The sequence below is a fragment of the Dellaglioa sp. CoH-55-MRSF-8 genome (genome assembly GCF_056782195.1).
The window spans coordinates 40,093-53,045 of record NZ_JBXAYH010000002.1 but is presented as its reverse complement, the minus strand read 5'-3'; the positions used below and the strand labels follow the sequence as shown (position 1 = coordinate 53,045).

9 protein-coding genes are annotated in these 12,953 nt (G+C 34.7%); 3 read left to right on the top strand and 6 right to left on the bottom strand.

Annotated features, from left to right (window positions below; all coding sequences use genetic code 11):
• Positions 1 to 51 precede the first annotated feature (51 nt).
• From gntK to AC1RPW_RS02045, 3 genes are all read left to right on the top strand, one after another.
• Positions 52 to 1,593 (top strand): gluconokinase, encoded by a 1,542-nt coding sequence (gene gntK / locus AC1RPW_RS02055; protein WP_481761371.1) that lies wholly within the window; start codon positions 52 to 54, stop codon positions 1,591 to 1,593.
• 21 nt (positions 1,594 to 1,614) lie between these two features.
• Positions 1,615 to 2,967, top strand: a complete 1,353-nt coding sequence (locus AC1RPW_RS02050) for a gluconate:H+ symporter (protein WP_481761372.1) — start codon at positions 1,615 to 1,617, stop codon at positions 2,965 to 2,967.
• A gap of 112 nt (positions 2,968 to 3,079) precedes the next feature.
• A complete protein-coding gene (locus AC1RPW_RS02045; RefSeq protein ID WP_481761373.1) occupies positions 3,080 to 5,062 on the top strand; it encodes a cation:proton antiporter in 1,983 nt (660 codons plus the stop codon).
• Between the two features lie 39 nt (positions 5,063 to 5,101).
• On the opposite strand, the gene lepA is transcribed toward AC1RPW_RS02045, so the two are convergent.
• The 6 genes from lepA to ribF all read right to left on the bottom strand — a co-directional run bounded on the left by lepA (position 5,102) and on the right by ribF (position 12,948).
• Entirely contained in the window at positions 5,102 to 6,943 is a 1,842-nt protein-coding gene (gene lepA, locus AC1RPW_RS02040) for a translation elongation factor 4 (protein ID WP_481761374.1), read from the bottom strand.
• A 122-nt stretch (positions 6,944 to 7,065) separates the two neighbouring features.
• Complete coding sequence (gene dnaJ / locus AC1RPW_RS02035; protein WP_481761375.1) at positions 7,066 to 8,205, bottom strand: molecular chaperone DnaJ; 1,140 nt, start codon at positions 8,203 to 8,205, stop codon at positions 7,066 to 7,068.
• A 125-nt stretch (positions 8,206 to 8,330) separates the two neighbouring features.
• Positions 8,331 to 10,166 (bottom strand): molecular chaperone DnaK, encoded by a 1,836-nt coding sequence (dnaK, locus tag AC1RPW_RS02030; protein WP_481761376.1) that lies wholly within the window; start codon positions 10,164 to 10,166, stop codon positions 8,331 to 8,333.
• A 25-nt stretch (positions 10,167 to 10,191) separates the two neighbouring features.
• Complete coding sequence (grpE, locus tag AC1RPW_RS02025; RefSeq protein WP_481761377.1) at positions 10,192 to 10,788, bottom strand: nucleotide exchange factor GrpE; 597 nt, start codon at positions 10,786 to 10,788, stop codon at positions 10,192 to 10,194.
• Between the two features lie 17 nt (positions 10,789 to 10,805).
• The gene (gene hrcA / locus AC1RPW_RS02020) at positions 10,806 to 11,849 is read right to left on the bottom strand and encodes a heat-inducible transcriptional repressor HrcA (protein WP_409022460.1); all 1,044 of its coding nucleotides are present in this window, start codon (positions 11,847 to 11,849) and stop codon (positions 10,806 to 10,808) included.
• 154 nt (positions 11,850 to 12,003) lie between these two features.
• Positions 12,004 to 12,948, bottom strand: a complete 945-nt coding sequence (gene ribF, locus AC1RPW_RS02015) for a riboflavin biosynthesis protein RibF (RefSeq protein ID WP_481761378.1) — start codon at positions 12,946 to 12,948, stop codon at positions 12,004 to 12,006.
• Between the last annotated feature and the right edge of the window lie 5 nt (positions 12,949 to 12,953).

Here is a 12,953-nt window from a genome sequence, read left to right as displayed (position 1 = left end):
ATTTTAATAAACTTTATTATTCATACTACTATTTATTCAAGGGAGATCACTATGCCACATATAATCGGTGTTGATATTGGAACAACAAGCACGAAAGCAGTTTTATACGATCTTAAAGGTACCGTAATTGAATACGCTAATATTGGTTACTCACTTTATCAAGAAGAAAATGGGATGGCTGAACAAGATCCTGATGAAATTTATGCTGCTGTAACAAAAGCAATCACTGAGGTCAATAAAAAAGCGAACTTACGCCCCACTGATTTAAAAGGCGTTTCATTTTCAGCTGCCATGCACAGTTTAATTCTACTTGATAAAAATCATAAACCGTTAACTAGATCGATTACTTGGGCTGATAACAGAGCTAGCAAGTGGAGTGATGATTTAAATGAATCAGGTGTTGGTCATGAAATTTATCTCAAAACTGGAACACCTATTCATCCTATGTCACCATTATCAAAACTAATTTGGTTAAAGAATGATAAACCAGATTTATTTAATCAGGCAGCCTATTTTGTTGGTATTAAAGATTATATTTTATATCAATTATTTGATCGACTTGTTATTGATCATTCTTTAGCGTCAGCTACAGGCTTATTCAATATTTTTAATTTAGATTGGGATAAGCAAGCATTATCTGTAACTGGTGTCACACCTGAACAGTTACCAGAACTAGTTGAAACAACGTACCAACTATCCGGACTAAATACTGAATTTTCTAAAATAACTGGTATCCAACGTGATGTTCCTTTTATTGTTGGTGCAAGTGATGGTGTTCTATCAAACCTTGGTGTTAATGCTATCGAACCGGGTGTTGCGGCTGTCACAATTGGTACGAGTGGTGCCGTTAGAATGGTTATCGATCACCCTGTTACAGATCCTAAAGGTAGACTATTCTGTTATGCGCTCGCCAAAAATAAATGGGTCATTGGTGGGCCAGTTAACAATGGCGGTATCGTCTTCCGCTGGTTGCGCGATGAGATATTTACACCCGAAAAAATTACTGCTGAACAAATGAAAATTGATCCCTATGAAGTCATCACTCAAATTGCAGAAAAGGTTCCTGCCGGTTCCGATGGACTCCTCTTCCACCCCTATCTTGGTGGCGAACGGGCACCACTCTGGGATGCTAATGCTAGAGGTTCATTCTTTGGTTTAACACGTCAACATACACGTGCGCATATGGCTCGAGCTGTACTTGAAGGGATCGTTTTCAATTTAGACATGGTCATGTTAGCACTAACTGAAATTGCTGGGAAACCCACTAGAATCCAAGCAACAGGTGGTTTTGCCCAATCATCTTTATGGCGACAATTATTAGCCGATATTTTTGAACAAGAAGTTACAATTCCTGAAAGTTTTGAAAGTTCTTGTCTTGGCGCAGCTGTCTTAGGAATGCAAAGTTTACATTTAATTGCTGATCTATCTGCTGTTGAAAATATGATTGGTTCCATGCATGTCCACCAACCACAAAAAGAAAACTTTGAAGTATATCGTGAGCTATTACCTATATTTGTTCGAGTAAGTAGGTCATTAAGCGCTGAATATAAAAATATTGCTGATTTCCAGCGGAAACATTATCATCAAATCTAGTTTCATTGGGGGAAAGTTACTATGCCACTTTTAATTGTTTTTATTGGGATTCTCTTTTTACTTTTATTAATCATTAAATTTAAATTAAATACATTTGTTTCATTAATTATCACATCATTTGTTGTTGCCATTGGATTAGGGATGCCTTTAGATAAAATCACGACTTCTATCGAAAATGGTATTGGTAGTCAATTAGGTCATTTATCCTTAGTCTTCGGTTTTGGTGCTATGCTAGGTAAACTGGTTGCTGATTCAGGTGGTGCTTATCGGATTGCGACTACTTTAATTAACCGATTTGGTCGAAAATGGATTCAATTAGCAGTCGTACTTGCATCATTCATTATTGGTATTGCATTATTTTTCGAAGTTGGTATTGTTTTATTGATCCCAATCGTTTTTGCGATTGCTACGGAATTAGGAATTTCAGTTTTATATCTTGGGATTCCCATGGCAGCTGCACTTTCAGTTACTCATGGCTTTTTACCACCTCACCCCGCCCCAACTGCAATTGCATCAGCACTAAATGCTAATGTAGGGATGGTTCTTATTTACGGATTACTATTAGCTATTCCGGTAACATTGATTGCCGGTCCACTTTTCGCTATGATTGCAAAAAAATATATTCCTTCGGCATTTAAGCAAAAAGGAAATTTAAGCGCATTAGGAACACAAAAAGAATTTAAACTTGAAGATACACCTAGTTTTGCAATGAGTACTTTGACATCTTTATTTCCCGTTGTAATTATGGCTATTTCAACAGTTTACGACATGATTATTAATAAAGGGATAACACCAAAGAACCCTAACTCTATAGATTCCTTTTTCATGTTCGTTGGGTCTCCTGGCGTTGCCATGCTGCTCTCCCTTCTGTTCGCTATCTATTCAATGGGTATTGCCCGAAAGATCCCAGTCAAAGATATTATGGCTTCTCTTGAAGTTGCCATTAAACAAATTGCAATGCTACTCTTAATCATTGGTGGTGGAGGTGCATTTAAGCAAGTTCTTGTTGATGGTGGTGTCGCAGATGTTATCTCAAGAATGTTTGAATCCTCATCGTTATCACCATTATTGTTAGGCTGGTTAATTGCTGCACTTCTTAGAATTTCTCTTGGTTCTGCAACAGTTGCTGCATTAACAGCTGCCGGTCTAGTCAGTGGTTTAATAGCTGGGTCAGGCGTTGATCCTGCATTAATGGTTATCGCCATTGGTTCAGGTAGTTTAATTGCATCTCACGTAAACGATGCTGGTTTCTGGATGATTAAAGAATATTTTGATCTAACCGTTAAAGAAACACTCGCAACGTGGACCGTTCTTGAAACAGTCGTCTCTGTTTCAGGGCTCGGTGGTGTTATGCTTATTAACTTATTCGTATAAATTAATAAAAGGCTAAGTTATTTTAGATAACTTAGCCTTTTATTATGTTGTTAAATTTAGACATGTGTTAAAATAGACACCATTCTAAATTGAAATTATTGGAGGCAATATTATGGATTCACTATCTGCTATCTTATTATTACTTGGTGGCGTGGTTATCGCAAATGTGATTGCTGTTAAGTTTCCAAAAGTTCCACAAGCTTTTTATCAAATTGGTATAGGATTAGCGCTTTCTTTATTACCAAATTTCCAACATTTCGAACTTAACCCAGAATTATTTTTTATGATAATCGTTGCACCTATTATTTTCAATGAAGCCCAAAATACATCTAGAAGAGCATTAGCTAGAAATATTTTAACGACGCTTTCATTAGCCATCATTTTAGTTGGTGCAACAATAATTGTCACTGGGTTTTTAGTTCACTCAGTCTTACCTGATTTATCACTTGCCTTAGCATTTGCGTTAGCAGCGATTGTCACACCCACAGATACAGTAGCAGTATCTTCAGTGACAAAAAATTTACCGATTCCTGAGTCAATGATGAATATATTGGAAAATGAATCCTTGTTTAATGATGCATCTGGTATTGTTGGTCTTAGTTTAGCATTAACTGCTTTCTCTTCAGGTACTTTTTCTATGAACGAAGGTCTAAGTGCTTTTAGCACATCATTTTTTGGTGGACTCTTAATTGGTGCATTTTTAGGATTAGTATTCGTTAAAATAAGGTTAACGTTACTAAATTGGCACATCGAAGATACAGCAATTATGATTCCAATTGAAATAATAACTCCTTTTTTAATTTATTTTATATCTGAAGAATTAGGTTGTTCAGGTATTTTAGCAGTCGTTGCTGCCGGTTTAATTCATGGTGTTCAAAAAGATCGTTTACGGTTATCTTCAACTAAATTACAATTTATATCAAGTAGTATTTGGAAAGTACTTACAGATGCTTTAAATGGGTTTGTTTTTGTAGTTCTAGGTTTAACATTGCCTACTGTTACCTCGGATTTATTAAAAAGCTCAGGATTTAATTCACTAATTTTACTTGTTATTAGTATTGGTATTTACTTTATTATGACACTAATGCGTTTTCTATGGTCCCACTTCCTATTAAAAAATTTATCAACAAAAGACGATTTTACATTTGCCCTAAGTGGAATTCACGGAACAATTACACTATCCATGGCATACTCATTACCATTAGTAACTGTTTCAGGAATTGAATTCCCTATGAGAAATGAAATCATTTTTATAGCTGCATTAGTTATATTAATTAGCATGTTAGTTCCTACTTTCCTACTACCGCACTTAATTACCAAAAAGAATGAGATTACTATTTTAGAAAATATTGGTGAAATTCGTTCTAAGATGGTTATTTACACTGTTGAACAACTTAATGTCACAAATATTCCTAGTCCAGAAAGACAAACAGTAATTGAAACGCTATATAACCAACAAAATTTTTTAAAACGGCCTAAAAAGAGTGATTTTTATGACCTATTAGAAAAAACACAAGAAATTGAAGAAAATATTTTGCATGAATTATTATCGAGTGGTCAGGTTTCTGAAAAAACTGGTTCTTGGTACGAAAAGTATCTTGCTACAACTTATCAATCAACCCGTGGATTTTCACTTAAACATCTCATAATACACTTGAAATTCTATTCACTTCATTTATTTAAACATTTTGCTATTAAGAAAGGCGAAAAAGCGCTATCTCAGGTTACTGAAAATCAAAAAAATACTTTCAAAAAATATTATAATAATACAAAAGATGACTTTATTTTAATGGAGGAATCTAGTTATCAGGCAGCAATTACTTATTTAACCTCTATTACCACTGTTGACAATTCAATGGCCGTTACTCTGGTTAGACAATTTTTATCAGTTAGACACAGAAGAATGTTTTCAAATGAGACTGAACTTATCTTACAAAATAATATTTTTATAAATGCCTTTCAATTAGAATATAATTTTGTTCAACTTCAATTAGAACAAAAATTAATCACCCCTGCAACGGCAAATCTGTTAAGAGAACAAATTTCATACGATGAGATGGTTTACATGCAAAATAATGAAGCATACTTATCATAAAAAAAACGACAACCAGACTTTTCCGGTTGTCGTTTTTACTTATTTTTTCTTAGATTCTTCATCTTCATCAATTTTCAAGACTGCCATAAATGCTTCTTGTGGAATCTCAACATTACCAACTTGTTTCATTCGTTTCTTACCAGCTTTTTGTTTTTCCAAAAGTTTCATACGGCGTGTTCGATCTCCACCATACAATTTAGCTGTAACATCCTTACGGTATGCTTTAATATTTGTTCTTGCAATAATTTTTTGTCCAGCAGCAGCTTGAACTGGAATTTCAAACATTTGGCGCGGAATTAATGATCTTAATTTATTGACGATACCTTTTCCACGTTCAAAAGAAAAATCACGATGAACAATAAAACTCAATGCATCAACTGCTTCACCATTCAACAAGATATCAACTTTAATTAAATCACTTGGACGGTAACCCTCTTCTTCATAATCCAGGGATGCATATCCACGTGTATTAGATTTTAATTTATCAAAGAAATCAAAGATAATTTCTGATAAAGGCATATGATAAATAATATTTACACGGAATTCATCTAAGTAATCCATCGTCTCAAAAACACCACGTTTTTTTTGACAAAGTTCCATGACTGCTCCAACATATTCATTAGGTACCATAATACTTGCTTTCACATAAGGTTCGTTAATTTGCTTAATTGATGATGGTTCTGGCATTTCAGAAGGGTTAGAAACAATTATTTTCTCACCATCAGTTAAATCAACATGATAAATTACAGATGGTGCCGTTGTAATCAAATCTAACCCAGATTCACGTTCTAACCGCTCTTGGACAACATCCATGTGTAATAACCCTAAAAATCCACAACGGAACCCAAATCCTAGTGCTTGTGACGTTTCTGGTTCAAATTGTAAAGCAGCATCATTTAATTGTAATCTTTCAAGTGCCTCACGTAATTCATTATATTTTGAATTATCTACGGGATATAACCCACAATAAACCATAGGATTAATTGCACGGTAACCATCTAGTGCTTCAGTTGCTGGATTGTCAGCTGAAGTTACTGTATCACCAACTCGTGTATCTCGAATATCTTTAATTGCCGCTGTAACATACCCAACATCTCCGGCCATTAAAAAATCACGATTAACTGCTTTGGGTGACATAACCCCAACTTCAGTCACTTCATATTTTTTCTTACTATTCATTAATTCAATTGTGTCGCCAGGTTTTACAACACCGTCAACCACCCGAATACTCAAAACAACGCCACGGTAACTATCATAGATTGAATCAAAAATTAAAGCTTTCAATGGTTTTTTTAAATCACCATTTGGTGCAGGAATTTTCGTTACAATCTGTTCCAGCATCTCTTCAATACCAATACCATTTTTAGCACTTGCCAGAACGGCATCAGAGGCATCTAATCCGATAACATCTTCAATTTCTTTTTTTACCATTTCAACATTAGCAGATGGTAAGTCAATTTTATTAATAACTGGTAAAATCTCCAAATCATCATCAATCGCTAAATAAACGTTTGCGAGTGTCTGTGCCTCAACACCTTGAGCAGCGTCTACAACAAGTACAGCACCTTCACAAGCCGCCAAACTCCTTGAAACTTCATAAGTGAAATCAACATGTCCTGGTGTATCAATTAAATGAAAGATATATGTTTCACCATCTTTAGCAAGATAATGTAATTCAACCGCATTTAATTTAATTGTAATTCCACGTTCTCGTTCAAGATCCATCGAATCGAGTAATTGATTTTGCATCTCACGTTTAGTAACTGTATCAGTCATCTCGAGGATACGATCCGCAAGTGTGGATTTTCCATGATCAATATGTGCTACAATCGAAAAGTTTCGAATATGTTTTTGTCTATCTTGCATTTCTTCAAAATCCATTAATAGCGTCCTACTTTCTTGTTTCTATCTCTTCTGATTATAACAATCAACGCTACTAAACACAATTACAGTTCGCATACAAAAAAATAGAATCATCTTAGAAGACGATTCTATTTTTAACTTTATTTCTTATTTTTAAATTGATCTTTTAACTTATCAAATAAATTACCTTCGCCAACAACGTTTTTACCGCTAGCTGTAGCAAATTCTTTCAAAGCATCTTTTTGTTCTTTTTTAAGATTACGAGGTGTTTCAATATTAACCGTCACTTCTTGATCACCATTACCCTTACCATGTAATTTAGGCGCACCCTTATCACGTAATCTGAAAGTCGTTCCAGTCTGTGTTCCAGCGGGAATCTTCATTTTTACATCTCCATGAACGGTTGGAACCGTTACTTCGTCGCCCAATGCAGCTTGGACAAAGCTAATTGGAACATCAATGTAAATATCAGGACCTTCACGGTCAAATGTGCCACTAGCCTGAACTCTAAAGATAATGTATAAATCTCCATAAGGTCCACTATTTTCACCAGATTCACCTTGTCCTTGAAGACGCATCTGTTGACCATCTTCAACACCAGCAGGAACAGTTACTTTAACTTCATGTCTTTCATCAATATGGCCTGATCCATGACATGTATCACATTTTTCTTTAATCTCTTTACCTGTACCATGACAAATATCACATTCTTGTTCAGTCATCATGTTTCCAAGTGGCGTACGACGCTCAACTTGGATAGTACCTCGACCACCACATTTATGACATGTAATTGGAGAAGTTCCAGGTTTTGCTCCAGAACCAGAACAAGTAGCACATAGACTTTTACGATTGTATTTAATTGTTGATTCTTTACCAAAAACACCTTCATTAAATGTCAATGTCATCTCGTATTGCAAATCACGACCTGCTCGTGGAGCGGTTGGATCTTGGGAAGCACCACCACCGCCGAAAAATGAACTGAAAATATCTTCAAATCCACCGCCGCCAAATCCACCTTGTTGTCCTTGACCACCAAATCCTCGGTAAGCACCACCTTGAGACCCAGCTGAACCATATTGATCGTATTCAGCTTTCTTTTGTGGATCACCAACTGTTTCATATGCTTCAGTGATTTCTTTAAATTTATCTTCGGCACCAGCATCCTTATTAATATCCGGATGATATTGTTTAGATAACTTACGATACGCTTTTTTTATTTCTTCAGGTGACGAATCTTTAGTCACACCAAGTACATTATATGGATCTTTGTTCTCTGCCATTCCGTACCTCCGAATAACCTTTTTGGTTTTTATTGCTCTAAATAGGATAACATGTCTAACATGAAATAAAAAGCCAAAGTCCCAAAGGCCTTTGACTTTCTATCACACTCAAAATTTAGTAAAGATTACTTCTTATCTTCAGGGTTAACTTCTTCGAAGTCACCATCGACAGTTTCATCTTTAGGGTCTTTAGCCGTGCCTTCAGCACCAGCTTCACCTTGAGCTTCTTGTGCTTGTTGATACAATTTAACAGTTAAGTCTTGAACAATTTTATTCAATTCATCTTTCTTAACTTTCATATCTTCAACATTGTTATCTTCTTGAGCTTTCTTCAAAGCATCACGAGCATCTTCAGCAGATTTAATTTCTTCTTCAGTTACTTTACCTTTTAATTCTTCCAAAGTTTTATCAACTGAGAATAATAATTGATCAACTTCATTCTTCAAATCAACTTCTTCTTTACGTGCCTTATCTGCTTCTTCGTTTTCTTTAGCTTCATTAACCATGCGTTCGATTTCGTCTTCTGCAAGACCACCTGAACTCTTGATTGTAATTTTTTGTTCTTTGTTTGTGCCTAAATCTTTAGCAGAAACGTTAACAATACCATTTTTATCAATATCAAATTTAACTTCAATTTGAGGGATTCCACGAGGTGCAGCAGGAATATCATTTAATTGGAAACGGCCTAATGTTTTATTATCAGTAGCCATTGGACGTTCACCTTGTAAGACATGGATATCAACGGCAGGTTGGTTATCTGCAGCTGTTGAGAACGTTTGTGACTTGCTTGTTGGGATCGTTGTATTACGATCAATTAACTTAGTAAAGACGCTACCCATTGTTTCAATACCCAATGAAAGTGGTGTTACATCAAGTAAAACAACATCCTTAACATCACCAGTAATGACACCACCTTGAATTGCAGCACCAAGTGCAACAGCTTCATCAGGGTTAACTGATTGGTTAGGTTTGTGATCTGTTTCTTTTTCAACTAATGCTTGAACAGCAGGAATACGTGTTGAACCACCAACCAAGATAACTTGATCAATATCAGCATTTGTTAATCCAGCATCTTTTAAAGCATTTTGAACTGGAATACGTGTACGTTCAACTAAGTCTTGTGTAAGATTATCAAATTTTGCACGTGATAATGTTGCTTCTAAATGTAAAGGTCCAGCAGCACCGGCTGTAATAAATGGTAAGCTAATTTGTGCACTAGTAACACCAGATACATCTTTTTTAGCTTTTTCAGCAGCATCTTTAAGACGTTGCATTGCCATTTTATCTTTTGATAAGTCAATACCATTTTCTTTTTTGAAGGTCTCAACTAACCAGTCCATGATTTTTTGATCAAAATCATCTCCACCAAGTTTAGTATCACCGTTTGTTGATAGTACTTCAAAGACACCATCACCTAATTCAAGGATAGAAACATCAAATGTACCACCACCTAAATCGAATACAAGGATTTTTTCATCTTTTTCAGTATTTTCAAGACCATATGCTAAAGCAGCAGCAGTAGGTTCGTTAACAATACGTTCAACTTCTAAACCGGCAATTTTACCAGCATCTTTTGTAGCTTGACGTTGTGAATCGTTAAAGTAAGCAGGAACTGTAATAACAGCTTGTGTTACTGATTCGCCTAAGTAAGCTTCAGAATATTCTTTGATGTATTGTAAAATCATAGCAGAAACTTCTTGTGGTGTGTATGATTTTCCTTGAATATCTACTTTGTAGCCTTCTTCTCCCATGTGACGTTTAATTGATGCAACAGTATCAGGGTTTGTGATTGCTTGGCGTTTAGCAACTTCACCAACTTGAGTTTCGCCATCTTTAAATGAAACAACAGATGGTGTTGTACGATTTCCTTCTGGGTTTGTAATAATTTTTGCTTCTTTACCTTCTAACACAGCAACAGCTGAGTTAGTTGTTCCTAAATCAATTCCTATAATTTTTGCCATAATTTATCTACCTCTTCTTATATTATTATTGAGCGACAACGACCATTGCTGGACGTAACACTCTATCTTTTAATTTATATCCTTTTTGAAGGACTTGAACAATTGTATCTGCTTTTTGATCATCAGAAGCTGGAACTGTTTGAACTGCTTGGTGAACATTTGGATCAAAAGTAACGTCATCAGTTGCAATTTCTATAACGTCATTATTAGTTAATGCTTTTTGTGCATCTTTATAAACTAATTCAATACCTTTTTTAAGTTGTTCGCCACTCTCAGTGTCAACCTCAATTGCCAATGCTCGTTCCAAATTATCGATAACTGGTAGAACATCTTTAGCTAATGATTGCCCGCTATACTTTAAGAGTTGTTCTTGTTCTTTCTTAAAGCGTGTATTCATATTTGCCATTTCGGCTTCTGCTCGTAAATATTTATCTTCCATTGTGTCTAAACTAGCTTGTAACTCAACTAATTTATCTGCATCAGAAGGCTTTTTACTAAATTTTTCTTTTACTTTATCAGTAACAGAACTTTTTTTCTCATTTTGATTAGTTGCTTCACTAGACTGATGTTGCTCTTGTGTAACATCTTCTTCAACTAAATCTTCTTTGGCATCTTTAACCACACACAACACCCCTTTTCTTATTTATCAAATTGTTGATAATAATCTAACAATTTTTTAGCAAGCTCATCACTAAATGCATCTAATAAACCAATCATTTTTGAATATGGCATATTTGTAGGACCCAATAATGCGATAACCCCTTGACCATGGTCACTAACATCATAACTAGCTGATATAAGACTATAGTTATCAAGTAATTGGTTCGTTAATTCCTCACCAATTTTAATTTGAATAGGTTTACCTTGAATTCCAATTAATTCACCAATATTCTTGTTATTTGATGTGTCTACTAAATCATATAATGATTTTAATTCATCCACGTTACTATCGGTAGCAAAATCTAATATATTAGATTTACCGCCAACAAAAACTTGTTCACGTGCTGCCTGCTTTAAAATATTACCAAAAATATCTAAAATACCAGCTGGCCTACGCATATAATTAACCAACATAACTGGGATACTTGTTCTTAACTTCTTAGAAATTTCAGCTAATGACAACCCAATTAATTGGTCATTCAACAACCTTGTTACGGCTTCTAAATCTGATCCGTTAATCGATTTAGGAATACTGAATGTCTGATTCTCAACAACGCCACTACTCATCACAAGAATAGCCATAATTCGATGATTTCCTAATGGTACTAATCGAAAACCTTCGAGACGACTTTCCATTGTTTCAGGTCGTAAAGAAATCGCTGTATAATTTGTTAAGTCCGAAAGAATCTTAGTTGATTCTGCAAATATTTCATCAATCTTTTGAAAATGAACACCAAGAGAATTTTGAATATTCGCTAATTCCGCTGCTGGAACAACGCCGGGTTTAACAATGTGATCAACATAATATCGATAACCTAAAAATGAAGGAATTCTACCAGAAGAAGAATGTGTTTTTTTAATTAACCCATTATTTTCCAATGTCACCATTTCATTTCTGATAGTTGCTGAACTTACATGCATTGGTAAAAAATCAACGACCGATTTAGAACCAACAGGTTGACCAACCTCTGTATATACTCTGACAATTGCTTCTAACACTAACATTTGTCTTTCTGTTAGCATGATCAATCACCTCTTTTTAGCACTTAACACAATGGAGTGCTAAGACAACTATTAATATACTAAATGTTGAGATTATTGTCAAGGAATGCACTCACTTTTTTAAAGAAAATGGCTGACTAAATATATCCTATTTAGTCAGCCATTAAACCAATACTTATATGTGTTGGTCAAAATAAGTATTAGTATTTTTTTTATCTTTATTTAATTGCGTAATTAATCCAGGAATACCTTCAAATTTAACTTCACTTCTCAAATATGCTAACCATTGAACCGTAACAATTTGGCCATAAATCATCTCGTTGAAATCAAATAAATTTATTTCGACCGTTAATTCACGATTTTTTCCAAACGTTACGTTGTAGCCAATAGATGCCATCCCACGATACCAGACATCACCAACCTGAACGCTAGTCACATATATTCCGGGTCCCGGAATTCGAATGTGTTCATTGAATTCTAAATTTAATGTTGGAAAGCCAAGTTCTCTACCTCTAGCTTCACCGTGAACAACTTTACCAAGTGTTTCATATTTATAGCCCAATAACTTATTAACATCGCTAATATGTCCGTTATCAATTTCCATTCTAATTCGAGATGAACTTATCTTTTGATGATTCGTCGCTAATTCAGGCACAGTAATAATTTCAAATTTTTGATTAGCATATAAAGGTAGTGTATCCATATTTGCGATATCTTTTTTACCATACGTATAATCAAATCCTGCAACTACTACCTTTACATGCAATGCAACCATATATTTATCGACAAAATCTTGTGGTTCCATTTTTGCTAAACTATTATTTAGCGTTAAAATATAAAAAATATCAACGCCTAATTGCTTCATTAATAATATTTTTTTTTCCATAGACGTTAAATATTTTACACTTTGTTCGGGTGCTTTTTGAAATTGTACTGACGGATGCTTATCAAATGTCATTACTGCAAGTTTAATATTTTTTTCGTTAGCTTTTTGCTTAGCTTCTTGTATTACTTTTTGATGTCCTAAATGAACACCGTCAAAAAAACCCATAGCAAGTGAAATAGAATCATTACTAATTTCGTTAGGGTTATACGGTTCAGTTAAATAAATAACTTTCATGTTCC